This window comes from Parabacteroides vesiculifaciens, from assembly GCF_049860805.1.
Taxonomy (GTDB): Bacteria; Bacteroidota; Bacteroidia; order Bacteroidales; family Tannerellaceae; genus Parabacteroides.
This window is the reverse complement of the sequence record NZ_CP187555.1, coordinates 2,854,305-2,874,995: the sequence shown is the minus strand read 5'-3', so window position 1 is coordinate 2,874,995 and position 20,691 is coordinate 2,854,305. Positions and strand designations below refer to the sequence as shown.

Sequence of the window (20,691 nt, the reverse complement as noted above, 5' to 3'; positions counted from 1 at the left end):
AGAGAATCATGCAAAAGCCGTCTATCCCTAAAGGAACAAGAGATTTTTCGCCTGAAGAAATGGCGAAGCGTAATTATATATTCAATACTATTCGCCAAGTATACCATCTGTACGGATTTCAGCAGATTGAAACACCGGCCATGGAAAACCTGTCTACACTGATGGGGAAATATGGAGAGGAAGGTGATAAGTTGCTTTTCAAGATATTAAATTCCGGTGACTGCTTTTCCGGAATAACGGATGAAGAGTTGTTGGAGCGCAATGCCGTGAGATTCGGGGTAAAAGCCTGTGAAAAAGGCTTGCGCTATGACCTGACAGTCCCTTTTGCCCGTTACGTGGTACAGCACCGTAATGATATTACTTTCCCGTTCAAGCGTTACCAGATACAACCGGTATGGCGTGCCGATCGTCCGCAGAAAGGACGTTACCGCGAGTTTTACCAGTGTGACGGCGACGTCGTAGGTTCTGATTCGCTGGTGAACGAAGTCGAGCTGATCCAGATTATGGATGAAGTATTCCGCCGTTTCGGCATTCGTGTCTGCATTAAGATGAATAACCGTAAAATCCTTTCCGGTATTGCCGAGATAATCGGTGAAGCCGACAAGATTGTTGATATCACGGTCGCTATCGACAAGTTGGATAAGATCGGTCTGGATAATGTGAATGAAGAGTTACGTTCCAAGGAATTGTCTGAAGATGCGATAGCCCGTTTGCAGCCTATCATTATGTTGAAAGGTACGAACCGTGAAAAGCTGGCCGTTCTGAAAAAGGAACTGGCAGCGTCGGAAATCGCAATGAAAGGTATTGCCGAAATGGAATTTATCCTGGACCGTATCGAGAAGTTGGAACTGCATGCGGAACTGGAACTGGATCTGACGTTGGCGCGCGGCCTGAACTACTATACAGGAGCTATCTTTGAAGTGAAGGCATTGGATGTCCAGATCGGAAGTATCACGGGTGGCGGACGCTATGACAATTTGACCGGAGTGTTCGGTATGGACGGCGTTTCAGGTGTCGGAATTTCGTTCGGTGCCGATCGTATCTTCGATGTCCTGAATCAGTTGGAACTTTACCCGGCTGATTCTTTGAAGACTACGCAACTGTTGTTCGTAAACTTCGGTGAAAAGGAAGAAAACTATCTGCTTCCGCTGATAGCTAAAGTACGTGCCGCCGGTATCCGTACGGAGTTATACCCTGAGTCTGCCAAAATGAAGAAACAGATGGGGTATGCTGATACAAAGAAAATCCCGTTTGTAGCGATTGTCGGTGAGAACGAAATAAACGAAGGTAAGATCAATCTGAAAAATATGTCGACAGGCGAACAGGCTCTTGTCACGGTAGAAGAACTGATCGAAAGATTCTAATAAAAAAAGTAAAGGAAATGCTGCGATTCTATTGCGGCATTTCTTTTTTATATACATATCCTTATGAAAATGCCTTGTCTGATTCTCTCGATAGCTTTATATCTGTCATCTTGTACTTTCCAACCCCGCGCCTCCTGGGTGACGACTACGGAAGAGGCTTTCTGGCAGGAGCAACCCGATTTGCTTTCTGCTTCGGCTGATACTGTCCGGACAATCGATGTGACTGTATATAAGGATAATCTCCTGCAAAAGATAGATGGGTTCGGTGCTTGCTTTAACGAATTAGGCTGGATTTCTTTGAGTCGCCTGAATCCGGCTGATCGCGAAAACATAATGGAAGAACTTTTCTTCCCGGAATACGGGGCTAATTTCACAATCTGCCGTATGCCGGTCGGGGCAAATGACTTTTCACGTGACTGGTATTCTTATAATGAAACGGACGGTGATTTTGAAATGAAGAATTTCACTATCGCCAATGACCAGCAGACTTTGATCCCATTTATCCGGAATGCGATGAAAAAAAATTCGAACTTGCGTATCTGGGCGTCTCCCTGGTGTCCTCCTTCCTGGATGAAATATAACAAGCACTATGCTTCGGCTTATACAGGAGAGGCTTATGATGAAAAATACCGGAACGGCTTGGCGGCAGATAAAGTCGGGCATGAAGGGGAGGATATGTTTATTCAGGATTCGCTTTATTTGCAAGCGTACGCTTTATATTTCTCAAAATTCATCCGGGCCTATAAGGAACAGGGAATAAATATATTTGCCGTTATGCCACAGAATGAATTTAATTCTGCCCAAATCTTTCCCAGTTGTTGCTGGACGGCGGCCTCGCTGGCTAACTTTATTGGAAACTATTTAGGTCCGGTAATGGCGGAACAGCAGGTAGAGGTCATGTTTGGAACTGTCGAGCGTAAAAATGAAGCGTTGGTCGATACGATCCTGTCAGATTCCGCCTGTCGTGGCTATATAAAAGGTGCCGGTTTCCAATGGGCCGGCAAAGGAGCGATAAAAGGAATACATGAACACTATCCGGATTTGAAACTTTACCAAACGGAGCAGGAGTGTGGCAACGGTTTGAACGACTGGAAAGGTGCGGTCTATTCCTGGAACCTGATGCGACATTACTTTGACAATGGAGCTTCTGCTTATATGTATTGGAATATCTCCCTCGAAAAAGGAGGAATCAGCCGTTGGGGGTGGGCGCAGAACTCGTTGGTAGTTGTAGACCCTGTTGAAAAAACTTATTCTTTTACTCCCGAATATTATATAATGAAGCATTTGAGCCATTATGTCCAGCCCGGTGCCCGTAAGGTGGAAACAGACGGTACGTTTACCGATCTGCTTGCTTTTGTCAATCCGGATAAAAGTATCGTGATCGTACTGGCGAACGAAGGACATGACAGCCGTACAGTTTCAATCCGTATCGGAAACCGCGTGTATCAACCGTTGCTTCCGGCACAGTCCGTTTCTACTATTTTAATAGACTGATAGTTGAACATCCTCGTTCGCTCTCTTGTTGTAATGGGGAAGTTCTTTTATGGCAGGAAGGTCATCCTGTCAGACATATTTGCATTGTTTGCCTCTCCGGAGTGCAAAATTGTCAGTCTTTTCCCTGACAATAATTTTGGCACAATATTCGCATAGGCATTTACGTGCGATAAGAAAGCACAAGATTAACGTAATATTATTAACAACTAAAAAATATACAACGATGAACATTAGACCATTAGCAGACAGAGTGCTGATTAAGCCGGCTGCAGCAGAAGAAAAAACACTTGGCGGAATCATTATTCCGGATTCAGCAAAAGAAAAACCTTTAAAAGGTGAAGTTGTTGCCGTAGGTAACGGAACAAAGGATGAAGAAATGGTTGTGAAGAATGGTGATACTGTACTGTACGGTAAGTATGCAGGTACAGAAATCGAACTGGATGGTGAGAAATATCTTATCATGCGTCAGGCTGATATTTTGGCTATTATCTAATTCATTATTAAAAACAATAAAAATATAAGATATATATTACTATGGCAAAAGATATTAAATACGATATGGATGCCCGCGACCTTCTGAAGAAAGGCGTGGATGAACTGGCTAACGCAGTAAAAGTAACACTGGGCCCGAAGGGACGTAATGTGATCATCGAAAAGAAATTCGGTGCTCCTCATATCACAAAGGACGGTGTGACAGTAGCTAAAGAAGTCGAATTGAGTTGCCCGTTCGAAAACATGGGTGCACAGTTGGTTAAAGAAGTTGCTTCCAAGACTAACGACAATGCCGGTGACGGTACGACAACTGCTACAGTTCTGGCACAATCTATTATTGGCGTTGGTTTGAAGAACGTAACAGCAGGTGCTAATCCGATGGACCTGAAACGCGGTATCGACAAAGCGGTCGCTAAAGTCGTAGAAAGCCTCGCTGCACAGTCTGAAGCAGTAGGTAGCCAGTTTGAAAAGATCGAACACGTTGCCAAGATTTCCGCTAATGGTGATGAAGCTATCGGTAAACTGATCGCTGAAGCTATGCAGAGAGTAAAAACTGAAGGTGTTATTACTGTGGAAGAAGCTAAGGGTACTGAAACTACAGTAGATGTAGTAGAAGGTATGCAGTTCGACCGTGGTTATATTTCTCCGTATTTCGTAACAGATACGGAAAAGATGGAATGCCAGATGGAAAATCCGTATATCCTGATTTACGATAAGAAGATCTCCGTATTGAAAGACCTTCTGCCTATCCTCGAACCGGCAGTTCAGAGTGGTCGTCCTCTGTTGATCATCGCTGAAGATATCGATAGCGAAGCATTGGCAACTTTGGTTGTAAACCGTCTGCGTGGTTCTTTGAAGATCTGTGCTGTTAAGGCTCCGGGCTTCGGTGACCGTCGTAAGGCTATGCTGGAAGATATCGCTGTTCTGACAGGTGGTGTAGTGATCTCTGAAGAAAAAGGTTTGAAGTTGGAAGGTGCTACAATGGATATGCTGGGTACTGCTGAAAAGATTACGGTAGATAAAGATACTACTACTATCGTAAACGGTGCAGGCGACAAAGCTGCTATCCAGGCTCGTATCGGTCAGATCAAGACTCAGATAGAAAATACAACTTCTGACTACGATAAAGAAAAACTGCAGGAACGTTTGGCTAAAATGGCTGGTGGTGTTGCTGTATTGTATGTAGGTGCTCCTTCTGAAGTTGAAATGAAAGAAAAGAAAGACCGTGTTGATGATGCTTTGCATGCAACTCGTGCTGCTATTGAAGAAGGTACTGTTCCTGGTGGTGGTGTAGCTTACATCCGTGCTATCGAAACATTGGAAGGTATGAAGGGCGAAAACGAAGACGAAACAACTGGTATCGAAATCGTTAAACGTGCTATCGAAGAACCGTTGCGTCAGATCGTTGCCAATGCAGGTAAAGAAGGTGCAGTGGTTGTTCAGAAAGTGAAAGAAGGTAAGGGTGACTTCGGTTATAACGCTCGTACAGACAAGTATGAAAACTTGTGTGCTGCCGGTGTAATCGACCCGACGAAGGTAACACGTGTTGCTTTGGAAAATGCTGCTTCTATCGCTGGTATGTTCCTGACTACGGAATGTGTGATCGCTGAAAAGAAAGAAGAAGCTCCGGCAGCTCCTGCTATGAACCCGGGTATGGGTGGCATGGGCGGTATGATGTAATTCTTCCCATAAAGCATAAAATCAGAAACGGCTGCTTCCCGAAAGGGAGGTGGTCGTTTTTTTGATGAAAAAAGTATGATTACTGTTTGGCAGTTTCGAAAATGTTGCTACCTTTGCAACCGCAATCGAGAGAGATTGCTTCACTGAAAAGTGCTGAATTGCCCAGGTGGCGGAATTGGTAGACGCGCACGTTTCAGGTGCGTGTGTCGAGAGGCATGCAGGTTCGAGTCCTGTTCTGGGCACTTCAAAAGCGGATGACTTATATAAGTTGTCCGCTTTTTTTATATCCTGTTATAAGGTATGATTAAACTTTGAGCCATTATTTCCGTCTGTTATTGGAGGGAAACGGAAGTAGATAATGATTATTTTCTTATATTTACCCCAAATTAGTGAGTAGGAATGCAACAATATATAGAAGAAGAGATAGTAAAACAATTACGTGATCCGGCACATCAACGTGATGCTTTCGCGCAGGTTGTCAATTTCTATGGAGAGAAGTTGTATTGGCAGATACGAAAGATGGTCTTGAACCATGACGATGCCAACGACTTATTGCAAAATACATTCCTGAAAGCCTGGACGAATATCGATTATTTCCGGGGAGAGGCGAAACTGTCGACCTGGTTGTATAAGATTGCGGTAAACGAATGCATAACTTTTCTGAACCGCCAGCGTGCACAAAACAACGTCTCGATCGATGATACGGATGTGTTTTTGCTGGAGCGCCTGAAAGGAGACGAATATTTCGATGGGGATGCCGCCCAGATGAAGTTGCAGGAAGCTATCCTGACCTTGCCGGAGAAACAACGTGCCGTTTTTAATATGAAATATTTTGACGATATGAAATATGAAGATATGTCTGAGATTTTCGGGACTTCCGTAGGCGCGTTAAAAGCCTCCTATCATCATGCGGTGAAGAAAGTAGAGGAGTTTTTAACAAAAGACATTTAAACCTTTCGTGTTACCATTTGTCAAAAGAGCATAAAAGAGAGATGATATGAAAACAGAACAAAACAATCTGGACCGTCTTAAAGGGAAAAATCCTTTTACTGTGCCCGAAGGGTATATGAAAGGGTTGACGGCAAATATTATGAGTCAGCTTCCCGAAAGAGAGCTAGAAAAGGAAGCGAAAAAGGTTTCTTTGATGGATCGTGTTCGTCCCTGGTTATATATGGCAGCCGTTTTTGCCGGATTGGGGTTGTTTTTTAAAGTTTTGGTCGGACCCGAAGAAAAAGCTGCAAAAACAGACTCCTTACTCGTAAAAACAGAGGTGTCTCATGCTTCAGTTTCCGCTCTGCAAGCGGCCGAAGACGAAGAATACCTGGAGTACTTGGAAGAGCAGTATGCCGGTTATATATTGGCAGAAGAAATAGGGGAAACCGAATAAATTGAAAAAAAATTAAGTTTGACGAAATATTTTTGAAAGAATACTTGTATGAATAAAATATTTTTTATTACATTTGTGGCGTGTTCAGTTGTGTTCTCATTCAGTGCTCACGCTCAAGGTGGGAAACAGCATCGTAATTTTGATAGAGAAGCGTTCCTTGCTAAGAAGAATGCTTTTATTACGGCAGAAATGGGGTTGACCCCTGAAGAGGCTGCATCATTTATACCTCTTTGTAACGAACTGCAAGAAAAGATGTTTGAGGCCGGTCGTGAATGTCGTAAACTATCCAAAGATTTAAAGCACAATGAAAGTGCAACCGATGCTGACTACTTAAAAGTAATTGATGAGTGTGTGAGTGTGAACATGAAACAGGCACAGTTGGAAAAGGAGTATTATGAAAAGTTTAAAAAGATATTATCTCCAAAGAAACTTTATAAATACAGACGTGCAGAAGGAAAGTTTGTGCGGGAGTTTATGAAGGGAGGAGACAAAAAAGAAGAGAATGAAAAGAAATAAAATATTATCATTATTTGTGTTTTTTGTTTAGATTTAGTTTTGGCGTTTAAGTTAAGGGAGGGGTGGCGACGTGATGTCGGTTCCCCTTTTGTTTTTTTATAACCCTTTTGCTTTTGCTTCGTTCCAGATCCGGTCCATTTCTTCCAAAGACATTTCTTTTAATGACTTGCCTTCTTTGATGGTATGTTCTTCCAGATAGTTGAAACGGCGGGTGAACTTCTGGTTCGTGCGTTCCAAAGCGTTGTCCGGATTGATCTTATAGAGGCGGGCAGCGTTGATCAGGCTGAAGAACAGATCTCCGAACTCAGCTTCCATCTTGTCTGCATCCATCTTATCGATTTCGGTCTTCAGTTCGGTAAACTCTTCGTGCACTTTATCCCAAACCTGGTCGCGTTGTTCCCAGTCGAAACCGACGTTACGGGCTTTGTCTTGGATGCGGTGGGCTTTGACAACGGAGGGCAAGGAAGCGGGGACACCTTCGAGAACGGTCTTGTTGCCGCCTTTTTCCTTTAGTTTGAGTTGCTCCCAGCTCTGTTCCACTTTGCCGGCGGTATCGGCTTGCGCACTTCCGAAAACGTGCGGATGGCGGTAGATCAGTTTCTGGCAAAGGCTGTCGCATACATCTTTGATGTCGAACGCGGCCTTTTCTTCACCGATCTTGGCATAGAAGACGATATGCAGGAGCAGGTCGCCCAATTCTTTTTTAATGTTATTGTTGTCATCTTTCATGATGGCATCGCACAACTCGTAAGTTTCTTCGATTGTATTCGTACGAAGGCTTTCGTTTGTTTGTTTACGGTCCCACGGACATTTGACGCGAAGCTCGTCCAGAATGTCGAGCAACTGTCCGAAGGCTTCCATCTTTTCTTGTTTTGTAGCCATTATGGATAATGTGTTAATGTGTTAATATGCAATATGCCAATGTGCCAATTGGAATGTGTTCCTTTTTATTGGCATATTGGCACATTGATCTATTGGCAAATTATTTCCCTTGTTCCTTAAATACTTTCAACCCGTTTTCCAGGAATTTGATATAGTCGGGGACACTTTCGTTGAAAGCGTACGACGGGCCGAGCGGTTCGCCTTGGTCGTTCAGCAGGATGTAGAACGGCTGGGCGTTTGCGCCGAACTTGCTGCGCTGTAAGTAACTCCATTTGTCGCCGATTGTTTTCAGCTTGCGGGTCTTGCCATGCTCTTCGATTGTGATCGGCTCAGGCAGCTTCGTCTTGTCGTCGACCATCAGGGTGATCAGGACATAATCATTTTCCAATATCTGTTTTACTTTCGGGTCGGTCCAGACGGATGCTTCCATCTTACGGCAGTTTACACAACCGAAACCGGAGAAGTCGATCATAACCGGCTTGTTTACCCTCTTGGCATAAGCCATACCGGTTTCGTAATCGTCGTAAGTCGCATGTACGCCATTTTTATATAAGCTGAAGTCTTGTGTGTTCAAAGGCGGAGCGAAGGCGCTGATTGCTTTCAGCGGAGCTCCCCAGAGTCCGGGAACCATATAAACGGCAAAAGAGAAAGAAATGATCGCCATGAACAGGCGCGGTACGGATACATACGGCAGGTCGCTGTCGTGGCTGAACTTGATCTTGCCCAACAGGTAAGCTCCCAACATGATAAAGATCACGATCCAAAGCACGATAAACACCTCGCGGTCCAGCAAGCGCCATCCGTAGGCCAGGTCGGCAACGGAGAGAAACTTCAACGCCAAGGCCAGTTCAAGGAAGCCCAATACCACCTTGACCGAATTGAGCCAGCCGCCGGATTTCGGCATACTCTGCAACATATTCGGGAAGATTGCGAAAAGGCTGAACGGGATAGACAGAGCCAAAGCGAAACCAAACATACCGATAGCCGGTCCTACGGCCGTTCCCATCGAAGCTGCCTGCACCAGTAAAGTCCCGATGATCGGACCCGTGCAAGAGAAGGAAACCAGTACCAGCGTAAACGACATAAAGAAAATACTGATAATACCCGTCGTCGAATCCGCTTTCGTGTCCAACTTATTCGTCCAGGACGAAGGCAACACCATTTCGAACGCCCCGAAGAAAGAGACGGCGAAGACGACCAAAAGCAGGAAGAATATGATATTGAAGACCGCATTCGTCGACAAGTCATTCAGCGCACTTGCCCCGAATATACCCGTAATCAGCAATCCCATCACTAAGTAAATCACAATGATCGAAAGCCCGTACGTTACCGCATCGCGTATCGCCTTCTTGCGGTCCTTCGTCCGTTTGAGGAAGAAGCTGACCGTCATCGGGATCATCGGCCACACGCACGGTGTCAGCAGGGCGATCAATCCACCTAAGAAACCGGCAAAGAAGATAAACAACCAGGATGTATCGGTCGCGGAAACCGTCGTATCGCCAAAGGCTTTCAACTTATCGATAACAGGAGTCCAGAGAGCGGCGTTGTCCGTCAGCTCGTTGGATACTTGGGCCGGTTTATTCTCTGTCTTGCCCTTGTTGGCATCCGGATCGGGAGTCGTCAGTTCGGCAGCTTCTTCCACAACCTTTTCTGTATCAGGCTGTACGATCGTCACATCGTCCTGATCGACTTCGGGCGTTTCGGCAACTGTTTCGGTGGCAGCCGTCATCTTTATATTCTTTTTGTCGAACGAGAAGCTGATGCGGTCGGGCGGCAAACAAGTCTCGTCGTTGCAAGCCATAAACTCCACTTCTCCTTCCGCTTTGAACTTGGCCGGATCGGTCACTTTAATCTTTTGGGTGAACGAAACGGTTCCCGGATACCAACGCAGGTTCATGGCGAACAGTTCGTCGTACACGGTAGTCGGTTTGACCGACGGGGTCGGTTTGCCAACCAGCTCGGCTCCTTTCAGCGTTTCGAATGTAAATGAAGTGGAGACAGGGCCGCCTTCCGGCAGGTCCTGGTCATATAAATGCCAGCCTTTATCGGCGGTAGCGGTAAACACGATCTCCTTTTCTGCGGAACCGGAATCATTCAGTTGGATCTTCCATTTCACAGGTTGGAGAATTTGTGCCTGAACAGTCAGTGCGACGAGCACCAGTATCAAGGTACTAAAGAGCTTCTTCATATTATTTCTATTTTTATTTATTTAGCTAATGAGGTAAACTTATCAGGTATGTGTGTCTCAAAACGCATTTCCTCACCCGTTACCGGATGGATGAAGAAAAGCCGTCGGGCGTGAAGCATCAGCCGTCCGGTAGGATCAGTCTCCGCACCATACTTGTAATCTCCGGCGATGGAGTGGCCGATGGATTGCATCTGTGCGCGGATCTGATTCTTGCGTCCTGTCTCCAGGTCGAGTTCCAACAACGAGTAGGCCCCGTTGCTGTGCAGCAGGCGGTAGCGGGTGATTGCCTCTTTCCCGTCGCCTTCGGCCGTCACGTAAACCTGCATTCTGGCATTTTCGGTCAGGTTGGAAACGATCAGGTCGGAATCTTTCTCCGGGCGTCCTTCCACTACGGCGACATAGGTGCGTGCCGTGATAGCTGTGTTCCAGTCCGATTGAAGCGCTTTTTGCACTTGCTGGTTCTTGGCGAACATCATCAGCCCCGAAGTATCTCGGTCCAGACGATGGAGCACGAATATCTTATTGCGCGGGTCCGTCTTCTTGACGTATTCGCTAAGCAGGTGGAAAGCAGTTCGTTCCTTCACGCGTGTGCTGGAGACCGAAAGCAAGCCTTCTTTTTTGTTTACGACTATCAGGTCGTCATCTTCCCAAACAATCGTGAGCAGCGGATTGTTGAACTCGACTTTGCCCCGTTCGTAGCTAATCAACACTTCGTCGCCCGGTGCGAGCGGCGTGTCGAACTGGGAGGTTACCGTACCATTGACTGAAATCTGTCCGTGGGCGAGTAGTGCCTTGACGGAACTTTTACTTTGTTCGTTTAAAAGACCGAACAGGAAAGGAAGCAACGTATTCTCCTCTTTCACTGTTACTTTACGTCCGCGAGGGCCTCTGGATCTATCTGTGCCTCTGTATTCTGAGCGTCTTGCCATATTCCTAATTATATATAGTTTACAAAGATACTGGCTTTTGCGCAATGCTGCAAGGAGATGCGGGCAAATATAGGGCGACCGTACCAAATTCATTTTTAAGCGATACGATCTTATGGACTACATAATATAAGGAATAATCTATCCCTGCTACAAGAAAACTTATCTACATAGGCATAAAAAAACATCGGAGTGCCTATCAATTCTGTAATCAGTGCCAGTGATTATAAAATCAGTGTCAGCAATTATATAATCACAACCACTGATTATGAAATCACTGACACCGATTACAGAATTGGCAGGCACTTAAGAAAGAATTATTCGGGACAAAAACGGTTTTTTCTCTCCATGGAAATAAAGAATTGTTACTGCTGGATTTGGTGCGGTTGCCCTAGGCAAATAAAATAAATCGTTTGTGAGTGTGAACTGCTTAAGGGACGACAAATCAGGATTATTGAAAAGATGTCCTCCCGAAGGATAGTGTGCTGGAAATAAATTCGTATATTTGCTTCTTTTGGGGAAAAGATTTATTGGACTGTTATGTTATACCTTAAAGGAGATTTTGAGAAACTATATAAGCTGTATTATCCGAAGATGTTCGCTTTTGCCAAAAACTACGTTCCGGCAAACGAAGATGCGGAGAATATAGTACAGGATGTGTTTCTTACGCTCTGGGAAAGAAAGGAGGAGATCGAGATATCTTTTACGCTTACGACTTATTTGTTTACGCTGGTGAAAAACCGCTGTTTGAATTTCCTGCGCCACAAGTTGATCGAAGAAGAATATAACAGCCAGATGAAAGAGGAGCTTGGATTCAAGCTGTATGCTTTGGAGGCGTTCGACTATTCCTACCAGTCGGAAGAGGAGTTACAGGAGATTATCCGGCGTGCTCTTGACACCTTGCCGGAACGTTGCCGCGAAGTTTTTATCAAAAGCCGCATCGAAGGACTCAAATACAAAGAAATATCGGAAGAACTTGGAATCTCGGTGAATACGGTTGAGAATCAGATGGTGACAGCATTAAAGAAGTTGCGTGTGGCACTGAAGGACTATTTGCCGTTACTTTTGTTTTTGGTTAATTAATGTTTATTTCGGATTGGGTCATAGTGGTACATTCCACGATGAGGGTTTAACTTATATAATGACAAAAGGAAGTATGTACGATCTGTTATCAAAATATTTGGCAGGTGATATTTCAGCGGAAGAAAAACGAATACTTTTCCAGCAGCTGAAAGAAGATGAAGAGCTAAGGAAAGAGGCTGCCGGGATACAAAATCTGTCGGCGCTTGTTTCTATGGCGAATGAAGAGAGAGAGGCTTCGGACAGGCAATACCGTTCGTTCGTCAGCATGCGGAAGAAACGTACGTTGCTTTTCAGTCTACGTAAAGTGGCAGGCTATGCTGCGATCATGATCTTTTCCGTCCTGTCGACTTATCTGTTGATGAATTATGCTGGCGATAAGGAGGATGAACTTGTCCGCTATCAGGAGTTTTCGACTCCGGCCGGTCAGCGTGCCAAAGTTTTGCTTGCCGATGGAACCGAAGTCTGGTTAAACGCCAATTCCACGTTGCGTTATCCCGAACGTTTCGATCCGAAAAGGCGGGAAGTCGAACTGCATGGAGAAGCCTTCTTCGAAGTGGAAAAAGCAGCCGGAAAACCTTTCGTGGTCAAAACGAACAAAATGGACATAAAGGTCACCGGGACGAAGTTCAATGTGAATGCTTACGATGCAGAAGAATACTTTGTCACTTCATTGGTCGAAGGAGCTGTCTCTGTTTCTTGTGCGCATGACAGGAGCAGTAGTTACGCCCTGCTTCCACGGCAACAGATTGTTGTCTCGGACCATTCTTCCAAAGTCTCCCCATTCGAAAATACCGATTTTATGGCATGGAAGGAGGGTGTATTTATCTTTGACGATATGTTGCTGACGGATATTATTAAGAAGTTGGAACTCTATTATGATGTGTCGATCGTAGTGAAAAGCACGAAGCTCGGTAACTTCCGCTATACCGGTAAATTCAGGCAACGGGATGGAGTGGAGAGCGTTTTACGGAAGCTTCAGATCGTATATCCGTTCAGGTATACGAAGGATGATGATAAGAATTTAATAATCTTGCAATAAATAAATAGAAACATGAAAAACTGGTATGGTCGTGTTGCTACATCTGCAGTGACACTAATTGGTGTGGCCTTTTTTACTTCTTGTGAGCCACGAGTCGAACCTCTCGAAGATGTTATAGAAAAAGGTTTGGAAAGAGCGACTGAACAAGCTCTGTTGATGGCAAAAGAACTGGAAGCAAAGGAAGGGAAATTGCCAAAATCGATTAAAGATGGAAACTTGGAAATGAGTGGTTATAGTTGGTGGTGCTCAGGGTTTTATCCTGGCGAACTTTGGTATTTGTATGAAAATACACCTACACCGGAACTGAAGCGATATGCAGAATTGTATACCGACCGTGTAGAACCCGCAAAGAATGTAACGAGCAACCATGATGTCGGCTTTATGCTGAATTGCAGTTTTGGCAATGGCTATAGGTTGACTCAAAATCCCGAATACAAGGACGTTATGGTTACAGGTGCTCATTCTTTGATTACCCGTTATAAAGAACATATCGGTGCTATCCGTTCTTGGGATTTCAACAAGCAGAAGTGGCAATATCCGGTTATTATCGATAATATGATGAATTTGGAGTTCCTGACTGTTGTGTCTCGTATGACAGGCGACAAACAGTTTTCGCAAATAGCCGTTAATCATGCAGATAAGACAATGGAGCATCATTTTCGTCCTGATTACAGTTGCTACCATGTTGTCTCGTATGATACGATTACCGGACTGCCACATATAAAACAGACGCATCAGGGATGGGCTGACGAATCTTCGTGGTCAAGAGGACAGGCTTGGGCTTTGTATGGATATACTATGATGTATCGTGAGACTGGCAAAAAAGAATATCTTGACCAGGCCAATAATATCGCTTCCTATTTGATAAACCATCCGAATATGCCGGAAGACAAAGTACCCTACTGGGATTTTGATATGCCGGAAATTCCGAATACAACTCGCGATGCTTCCGCAGCCGCCATTATGGCATCTTCCTTTATAGAATTGAGTACGATTAATCAAGATGATTTTGGAAAGAAGTGTCTTGATATTGCAGAACAACAGATACGTTCGCTCACTTCGCCTGCTTACTTGGCAGAGAAGGGCAGCAATTGTAATTTCGCATTGATGCATTCTACAGGCCATTTTAGAGGAAATATCGAAGTGGATGTGCCGCTTACTTATGCAGACTATTACTATGTGGAGGCATTGATGCGTATGAAAAAATTGTTGAATGAAAAAAGAGGTGCCTAATGAAAAAGATCGTATTATATTTATTCCTGTTTGCGGTCTGCCATACAGTTGTTTTACGGGCACAAGAAAAGAAGAGGGTTTCTTCCGGACATGAAGATCGTCAGTTTTGGATTGAAGTCCTGACGAAGATCGCCGATCCTGTTTTGAATAATTTGGCCGAAGGGACGTTGAGGCAGAATATGCCTTATGAATCATTAGATAAAGGGCGTGGAAAATATTCTCATTTGGAGGCTGTCGGTCGCTTGGTCTGTGGTATGTCTTCTTGGTTGGAGTTGGGGCAGGATGGAACTCCGGAAGGACAACTGCGTGGAAAGTACATTGATTTGACCCTGAGAGGACTAAAGAATGCAGTCGATCCGAAATCCCCGGATTATTTGATTTTTGGTGAACCTCATCAGCCTTTGGTTGATGCTGCATTTCTGGCGCAAGGTTTGTTGCGCGCTCCTCGACAATTGTGGGGAAATATGGATGAGATGACTCGCGGGCGCATGGTGACGGAGTTGAAGCGGAGCCGGAATATAAAGCCTAACGAGAACAACTGGTTGCTGTTTGCCTCTATGGTCGAAGCCGCATTATTGGAGTTTACCGGCGAGTGTGATATGCAACGGTTGACGTATGGAGTGTTTAAGTTTCGTGATCAGTGGTATAAAGGGGATGCGCTTTATGGTGACGGCCCCAAGTTCCACATGGACTATTATAATAGCTTTGTGATCCATCCTATGCTGACGGATGTCTTGATTGTTATGAAGAAACATAATTTGGATGGGGCTGATTTTTTGGATGAACAATTACTGCGCCACGGTCGTTATGCTGCTCAACTTGAACGTTTTATTTCTCCGGAAGGAACTTTCCCTATTGTAGGTCGTTCTATTGTTTATCGTACGGGGGCTTTTCATGCTTTGGGGCAAGCCGCGCTGATGCATATATTGCCTTCTCCTATGCAAGCCGCACAAGTGCGTTGTGCCCTGACGGCTGTTATCCGTAATATGTTCGCTTCTTCCGCTAACTTCGATAAGCAAGGTTGGCTTCGCGTAGGTTTTAATGGCGGAGATCAGATTCGGATTTCTGAATATTATATCAATACGGGAAGCGTTTATTTGTGTGCTTCCGGTTTTCTCCCGTTGGGGCTTCCTGAAACAGATGGCTTTTGGTCTTTGCCTTATGCCGACTGGACAAGTAAAAAGGCTTGGAGCGGAAAACGGGTGGAAGCTGACCATGCGATAAAATGAATGTTGCTAACGAATGTTAAATAAGACGTTTTCCATAGTGGTATTTGAAGCATGAAGGGTTTAACTTTATAAATACAGGAAAAACATGTATAACCTTAAAAACAAAATGCCTATGATTTAGAATTTGAAAAGCTTTTTATATAAAAAGCTGGTTGGTGTTCCCGCACCAACCAGCCGAAATATCTAACACTCTTAGTCGAAAAAAGTATTAAACATTTAATTATACAAAGGTATGGAAAAATATACTTTGTCAGTCTTATTATGTCAAAGAAAACGCTTTAACAAGTTTTTTAATGTTATGAGAATATCTACATTGTTGTTGTTTGTCTGCATTTTTGCATCTTATGCCTCGAATGCAAGTTCCCAGACAGCAAAAGTGAATATTACGAACGATCGTATGACTATCGGGACTTTCATTAAGAAAGTTGAAAAGGAAACGGGTTATATGTTTGTTTATAATAAAGGAGAGATCGATGCAAATAAAACGGTCTTTTTGCCGAAAGGGAGAAATACGGTAGTAAATTGTCTGAGTCAGATATTTGAAGACTCAGGTGTTACCTATGTTTTTGAAGACGACTACATTGTCTTGACAAAACGTGCGCAAGCAAAGGAGAATCCCGTTGCCCAGCAATCCGGAAAAATCATCAATGGAGTCATTACGGACGAAACCGGTTTGTCGGTAATCGGTGCGAATGTGGTCGTGAAAGGTACGACTATCGGTACGGTAACAGATGTCGATGGCAAGTTCTCGATAGAAGTTCCTTCTGACGACGCTATTTTGGTTGTTTCCTATATTGGTTATATGGAGCAACAGATTCCGGTGAAAAAACAAAAAAACTGGGCGATTGTGTTGAAGGAAGACTCTCAAAGCTTGGACGAAGTGGTGGTTGTCGGATATGGTACGCAGCGTAAAGGAAATATTGCAACGGCCGTAACGACAGTCAAGGCCGAAACATTGCAGAACCGTCCTGTTCAGACGGTGGGCGAAGCCTTGCAGGGACAGGTTCCGGGTTTGCGAGTAACAGGAAAGGGTGCTCCGGGCGAGTCGCCTTCGCTTCAATTGCGTGGCTCTTCGGTTTTGAAAGCTGATAATTCAACGGCTCCGCTGATTTTGGTGGATGGTGTTCCAGCTGACTTCAACTTCTTGAATCCGGAAGATATTGAAAGTATCAATGTCTTGAAAGATGCCGCTTCATCTGCTATTTACGGTTCTCGGGCTGCCAATGGTGTTTTGTTGATCACCACCAAACGCGGAAAAGAGGGGAAACCGACCTTCCGATACAATGGTTCTGTCGGTGTGAATACTCCGATGCACATGCCGGAAACGATCAGTTCGGCACAATATACACGGATTATGAATGAGGCTGTGGGTAATATGAATCAAGCTCCGGTTTATACGGATGAACAGATTGCCAATTATGAAAAAGGAGAGGATCCAAACCGCTATCCGAACACAGACTGGCTGGATTTGGCTATCCAGAACAGTGTGACGACTCGTCATGGCATTGAGGCTTCCGGCGGAACTGAAAAGGTGAAGTACTTGGTGAGTGCCGGAGTGGACCACCAGACCGGTATTTTCCCAATGACGCAACAGAATGTGTTTAATGTCCGTTCAAGTACGGATATTCAGATCAGCAAGAAGTTTGATGTATCTTTTGATATCCGTTACCAATTGCGGGATATGGAAGGATTGAATGATCAGAAAGATATTTATAAGCAGATTATCGGGGCTGATCCAACGATGGTTGCTTATTATACAGATGGAACGTATGGTTACAATGCCGGTTTCTTTACCAACCCATTGGTTGCATTGTATGAAGGTGGGCAGAAGTTCACGAACCGCCATGAAGCGTCTGGTTTGTTTAAGTTGAATTATGAAATCATTGAAGGTTTGACTTTTACTGGGATTGCTAACGTGAAATATACGTTTAAAGGGGAAGAGTCGAGGGAGCATAAGTTGTTTTATAAGAGCTTCTTTACACAGGACGTTTTTGAAAAAGGCGAAAACTCATTCTCAGATCGTCGGGATCAGAATAACTATTACAACTTGCAGGCTTTGTTGAATTATAAGAAAAGTTTCGGAGTTCATAACTTGGATATCTTAGCTGGTTATCAGCAGGAATGTGAGGACAGTGATTGGCTGAAAGGAGCCCGTTCCGGTTATCCGACGGATCTGATTTGGGAACTGAACCCGGGACCGAAAGACAATTGGAGTAATGATGGTAATGGAGAACATTGGGCATTGGCCTCTTTCATCGGACGTATCAACTATGACTATGACAACAAATATATCTTGTCGTTGAGTATGCGTTCGGATGCCTCTTCCCGTTTTGCCAAAGGCAGTCGTTGGTCTTCGTTCCCGTCTGTTGCTGTAGCATGGAGAATGTCTCAGGAGTCCTTTATGGAAGGGACAAAGGATTATTTGGACGATTTGAAAATTCGTGCCTCTTGGGGGCAGACCGGTAATGCAAATGGCTTGGGCTTGTATCCGAGCTATACATTGGTCTCTACCGGTGGTTTGATCTTGAACAATTCATATCAACAGATTGCTCAATTGAAATCGATCGGCAACCATGATTTGAGTTGGGAACGTTCGGAAATGTTTAACATCGGTTTGGATGCCAAGTTGTTGAACAGCCGGTTGAACTTCACAGGTGAATATTATGTCAAGAATACGAAAGACATCTTGTTGGCTGTTCCCGTTCCGTTGGAATATGGTTTTGGTAAGCCGAATATGAATATCGGACAGGTACGGAATAAAGGTTGGGAATTGTCTTTAGGTTGGAGTGATCGAGTGAATGACTTCGGGTATAGCATCTCTGCCAACTTGTCCGATAACCGGAATGAAGTGGTTGATTTAGGTGATACCGGACCTTGGAAAAACTCTACGACATATACTGAAGTAGGTTTGCCGTTCAATTCAATCTATGGATATGAATCGATGGGCTTGTTCCAATCGGATGAAGAAGTGGCAGAAGCCCCGTTCCAAAATTCAAAAACAGGAGCAGGTGATATTCGCTACAAAAATCAGAACGGTGATAACAAAATTGACGCAAACGACCGTGTCGTTTTAGGAGACCCGAATCCGCATTTCCTTTATGGTTTGAATCTTTCATTTGATTATAAGAACTTTGACTTGGGAATGTTTTTCCAGGGTATCGGGCAGCAAGACCGGATTGTGAAAGATAATTTTGTCCGTCCGTTGTATGATGCAACGATTTTTGAACATCAGTTGGATTATTGGACACCACAGAATACGGATGCCAAATACCCGCGTATCTTGAATAAAGGTGACGGTAGCCATAATTATGAGCAATCTGATTATTGGATGATCAATGCCGGCTATTTGCGTATGAAGAACTTGACGCTGGGCTATACGATCCCGAGCAAGGTGTTGTCTTCAACCGGTTTCAACCGTGTACGTGTTTATTTTACGACAAACAACCTATTTACCATTTCTGATTTCGTACCGGGTATGGATCCGGAAGCATCCAGTGCATGGGCTTATCCGTTTGCCCGTACTTATTCATTTGGTTTGAATGTTCAATTTTAAAAGTAAAGAAAGATGAAAACAGTAAAGAAATATATATGTGTGATTGCTTGTTCTTTAGGTTTGGCTTCATGTGACAGTTTCTTGACGACTCCACCGTTGGATCAGATTTCAGAAGAACTGTGGTGGAATGACAAGAGCCAAGCAGAAATGATGGTGAGAGGAACGTATGATTATATTTCCGGTCCGGGTGAGGTTGCCTTGTGGGATTGTATCAGTGACAATGCAATTCATCGGGAAGGAAAATACAAGCAAGTGGGTAATGGGACACATACAACTCAGAGTGGGCTCATAAAAGATCAGTGGAAGTATGATGAGATAGCTAAACTCAATTATGTTTTGGAAGGTCTGGAAAAGGCAAAGGGGAATCTTACTGAAGCAGAGTATTTGCGTTATACATCGGAAGTTCGTTTCATTCGTGCATTCACTTATTATAACATGGTATTCTTTTTTGGCGATATCCCGTTGATCAAGAAAACATTGACAGTATCTGAATCTCGTGAAACCTCCCGCCAGCCCCGTGCAGAAGTGTTGGCCTTTGTTTTGGATGAATTGGAAAACTATGTTCTTCCGAATATTAATGCCATTGAAGTCAAAGAGAGCGGACGTGTGAATGAACAGGTGGCGAATGCATTCCTTTCACGTATCTATCTGTTTGAGAAGAATTATGAAAAGGTATTGGAATATACAGACAAGGTAATCAAATCGGGTAATTACGAATTGCATACAGATTATGACGAGTTGTTCCGTCCGCAGTCTGATGGTGCGAATAAGGAGGTTATCTTTGAACGTCAGTATAAAGCTCCTTTGGTTATGCATGAATTGAACCGTAATCTTTCGTATTCTTCTGGTGTTTATAAAGGTTGGTCGCACGTGTTGGCATTGAATGAATTGGTGGAAGAATATGAATGTTTGAATGGCCACTCTGTTGCTGATTGTGAGGCATTGAAGTGTGAGTATCATCAAAAACGTATTGATGCTGAGACTGATAAACATCGTGGAGAATTTGATTTCCGTGATCCTCGCTTGGACGCAACAATTGTTTGGCCGTTTAAGGAATGGATTGTGGATGGAGTTGTGCGTTGTTATTATGGTGTGGATGATCCAAACACAGGAGATTACGCGCAGAAGGAAACGCACGCGACCGGGTATATTTGCCAAAAATGGATTGATATGCGAGGTGAAAATGCCGATCGTACCCGTGCAGATAAGGATATGACGATTTTGCGTTATGGTGATGTGCTCCTGATGCGTGCTGAGGCATTGATCGAGTTGAACCAGAATCTGCCGGAGGCTGTTGCGCTGATTAACCAGATCCGTGCGCGTGTCAATATGCCGGCTATTGAAGTCGCTTCACAGACTGTCTTGCGTGAAAAACTTCGTCATGAAAGAAGAATTGAAACAGCCTTTGAAGGTTTGCGCTATTTTGACATTATCCGTTGGAAGATCGGTGATCAGGTGAAAAAAGGAAAAGTGTATGGTGCACGCCTGAAAGCGATTAGTGAAAACATGGACCATAAATATGTGGAGGAACGTTTCTGGGAAGAAAAGATGTATTTGTTCCCGGTTCCACAGGAAGCTGTAGATAATAATCCAAACTTGTTACCACAAAATGAAGGGTGGTAAAA

Annotated in this window: 16 protein-coding genes and 1 tRNA gene; 14 read left to right on the top strand and 3 right to left on the bottom strand. The window is 44.2% G+C overall.

Annotation, left to right across the window (positions count from 1 at the left end; all coding sequences use genetic code 11):
• Positions 1–8: 8 nt before the first annotated feature.
• From hisS to ACPYIV_RS11680, 8 genes are all read left to right on the top strand, one after another.
• Positions 9–1,364 carry a histidine--tRNA ligase gene (gene hisS, locus ACPYIV_RS11715; protein ID WP_293734153.1) on the top strand — a complete coding sequence of 452 codons (1,356 nt, stop codon included), beginning with the start codon at positions 9–11 and terminating at the stop codon, positions 1,362–1,364.
• 63 nt (positions 1,365–1,427) lie between these two features.
• Positions 1,428–2,858 (top strand): glycoside hydrolase family 30 protein, encoded by a 1,431-nt coding sequence (locus ACPYIV_RS11710; RefSeq protein WP_301706441.1) that lies wholly within the window; start codon positions 1,428–1,430, stop codon positions 2,856–2,858.
• 223 nt (positions 2,859–3,081) lie between these two features.
• Positions 3,082–3,351 (top strand): co-chaperone GroES, encoded by a 270-nt coding sequence (locus tag ACPYIV_RS11705; protein ID WP_186929295.1) that lies wholly within the window; start codon positions 3,082–3,084, stop codon positions 3,349–3,351.
• A 41-nt stretch (positions 3,352–3,392) separates the two neighbouring features.
• On the top strand, positions 3,393–5,030 hold the full coding sequence (gene groL / locus ACPYIV_RS11700) for a chaperonin GroEL (RefSeq protein WP_293734155.1): 1,638 nt from the start codon (positions 3,393–3,395) through the stop codon (positions 5,028–5,030).
• A 160-nt stretch (positions 5,031–5,190) separates the two neighbouring features.
• Positions 5,191–5,272 (top strand) — tRNA-Leu (locus ACPYIV_RS11695).
• 157 nt (positions 5,273–5,429) lie between these two features.
• On the top strand, positions 5,430–5,981 hold the full coding sequence (locus tag ACPYIV_RS11690; protein WP_293734860.1) for an RNA polymerase sigma factor: 552 nt from the start codon (positions 5,430–5,432) through the stop codon (positions 5,979–5,981).
• A gap of 46 nt (positions 5,982–6,027) precedes the next feature.
• Positions 6,028–6,417, top strand: a complete 390-nt coding sequence (locus tag ACPYIV_RS11685) for a hypothetical protein (protein WP_425883129.1) — start codon at positions 6,028–6,030, stop codon at positions 6,415–6,417.
• Positions 6,418–6,465: 48 nt separating this feature from the next.
• Positions 6,466–6,933 (top strand): hypothetical protein, encoded by a 468-nt coding sequence (locus ACPYIV_RS11680; protein ID WP_425883127.1) that lies wholly within the window; start codon positions 6,466–6,468, stop codon positions 6,931–6,933.
• 96 nt (positions 6,934–7,029) lie between these two features.
• Here ACPYIV_RS11680 and mazG read toward each other — a convergent pair whose 3' ends face one another.
• From mazG to ACPYIV_RS11665, 3 genes are all read right to left on the bottom strand, one after another.
• Positions 7,030–7,815 (bottom strand): nucleoside triphosphate pyrophosphohydrolase, encoded by a 786-nt coding sequence (mazG, locus tag ACPYIV_RS11675; protein ID WP_293734863.1) that lies wholly within the window; start codon positions 7,813–7,815, stop codon positions 7,030–7,032.
• A 100-nt stretch (positions 7,816–7,915) separates the two neighbouring features.
• Complete coding sequence (locus tag ACPYIV_RS11670; protein WP_425883125.1) at positions 7,916–10,003, bottom strand: cytochrome c biogenesis protein CcdA; 2,088 nt, start codon at positions 10,001–10,003, stop codon at positions 7,916–7,918.
• Between the two features lie 17 nt (positions 10,004–10,020).
• Positions 10,021–10,932 (bottom strand): RluA family pseudouridine synthase, encoded by a 912-nt coding sequence (locus ACPYIV_RS11665; RefSeq protein WP_425883123.1) that lies wholly within the window; start codon positions 10,930–10,932, stop codon positions 10,021–10,023.
• A gap of 537 nt (positions 10,933–11,469) precedes the next feature.
• On the opposite strand from ACPYIV_RS11665, the gene ACPYIV_RS11660 reads away from it, so the two are divergent.
• From ACPYIV_RS11660 to ACPYIV_RS11635, 6 genes are all read left to right on the top strand, one after another.
• The gene (locus tag ACPYIV_RS11660) at positions 11,470–12,012 is read left to right on the top strand and encodes an RNA polymerase sigma-70 factor (protein ID WP_293734930.1); all 543 of its coding nucleotides are present in this window, start codon (positions 11,470–11,472) and stop codon (positions 12,010–12,012) included.
• A 58-nt stretch (positions 12,013–12,070) separates the two neighbouring features.
• The gene (locus ACPYIV_RS11655) at positions 12,071–13,051 is read left to right on the top strand and encodes a FecR family protein (protein ID WP_425883121.1); all 981 of its coding nucleotides are present in this window, start codon (positions 12,071–12,073) and stop codon (positions 13,049–13,051) included.
• Between the two features lie 12 nt (positions 13,052–13,063).
• Positions 13,064–14,284, top strand: coding sequence for a glycoside hydrolase family 88 protein (locus ACPYIV_RS11650; RefSeq protein WP_425883119.1), 1,221 nt, complete (start codon positions 13,064–13,066; stop codon positions 14,282–14,284).
• Positions 14,284–15,513, top strand: coding sequence for a DUF2264 domain-containing protein (locus ACPYIV_RS11645; protein ID WP_425883117.1), 1,230 nt, complete (start codon positions 14,284–14,286; stop codon positions 15,511–15,513). The genes ACPYIV_RS11650 and ACPYIV_RS11645 overlap by 1 nt, the downstream gene beginning before the upstream one ends.
• A gap of 298 nt (positions 15,514–15,811) precedes the next feature.
• Positions 15,812–19,066, top strand: coding sequence for a SusC/RagA family TonB-linked outer membrane protein (locus tag ACPYIV_RS11640; protein WP_425883115.1), 3,255 nt, complete (start codon positions 15,812–15,814; stop codon positions 19,064–19,066).
• Between the two features lie 12 nt (positions 19,067–19,078).
• Positions 19,079–20,689 carry a RagB/SusD family nutrient uptake outer membrane protein gene (locus ACPYIV_RS11635; protein WP_425883113.1) on the top strand — a complete coding sequence of 537 codons (1,611 nt, stop codon included), beginning with the start codon at positions 19,079–19,081 and terminating at the stop codon, positions 20,687–20,689.
• Positions 20,690–20,691 lie beyond the last annotated feature (2 nt).

Bases quoted from the DNA above. Each gene is read 5' to 3' on its own strand.
- hisS (WP_293734153.1), top strand. From the start codon at position 9: ATGCAAAAGCCGTCTATCCCTAAAGGAACAAGAGATTTTTCGCCTGAA.
- ACPYIV_RS11710 (WP_301706441.1), top strand. From the start codon at position 1,428: ATGAAAATGCCTTGTCTGATTCTCTCGATAGCTTTATATCTGTCATCT.
- ACPYIV_RS11705 (WP_186929295.1), top strand. From the start codon at position 3,082: ATGAACATTAGACCATTAGCAGACAGAGTGCTGATTAAGCCGGCTGCA.
- groL (WP_293734155.1), top strand. From the start codon at position 3,393: ATGGCAAAAGATATTAAATACGATATGGATGCCCGCGACCTTCTGAAG.
- ACPYIV_RS11690 (WP_293734860.1), top strand. From the start codon at position 5,430: ATGCAACAATATATAGAAGAAGAGATAGTAAAACAATTACGTGATCCG.
- ACPYIV_RS11685 (WP_425883129.1), top strand. From the start codon at position 6,028: ATGAAAACAGAACAAAACAATCTGGACCGTCTTAAAGGGAAAAATCCT.
- ACPYIV_RS11680 (WP_425883127.1), top strand. From the start codon at position 6,466: ATGAATAAAATATTTTTTATTACATTTGTGGCGTGTTCAGTTGTGTTC.
- mazG (WP_293734863.1), bottom strand. From the start codon at position 7,815: ATGGCTACAAAACAAGAAAAGATGGAAGCCTTCGGACAGTTGCTCGAC.
- ACPYIV_RS11670 (WP_425883125.1), bottom strand. From the start codon at position 10,003: ATGAAGAAGCTCTTTAGTACCTTGATACTGGTGCTCGTCGCACTGACT.
- ACPYIV_RS11665 (WP_425883123.1), bottom strand. From the start codon at position 10,932: ATGGCAAGACGCTCAGAATACAGAGGCACAGATAGATCCAGAGGCCCT.
- ACPYIV_RS11660 (WP_293734930.1), top strand. From the start codon at position 11,470: ATGTTATACCTTAAAGGAGATTTTGAGAAACTATATAAGCTGTATTAT.
- ACPYIV_RS11655 (WP_425883121.1), top strand. From the start codon at position 12,071: ATGACAAAAGGAAGTATGTACGATCTGTTATCAAAATATTTGGCAGGT.
- ACPYIV_RS11650 (WP_425883119.1), top strand. From the start codon at position 13,064: ATGAAAAACTGGTATGGTCGTGTTGCTACATCTGCAGTGACACTAATT.
- ACPYIV_RS11645 (WP_425883117.1), top strand. From the start codon at position 14,284: ATGAAAAAGATCGTATTATATTTATTCCTGTTTGCGGTCTGCCATACA.
- ACPYIV_RS11640 (WP_425883115.1), top strand. From the start codon at position 15,812: ATGAGAATATCTACATTGTTGTTGTTTGTCTGCATTTTTGCATCTTAT.
- ACPYIV_RS11635 (WP_425883113.1), top strand. From the start codon at position 19,079: ATGAAAACAGTAAAGAAATATATATGTGTGATTGCTTGTTCTTTAGGT.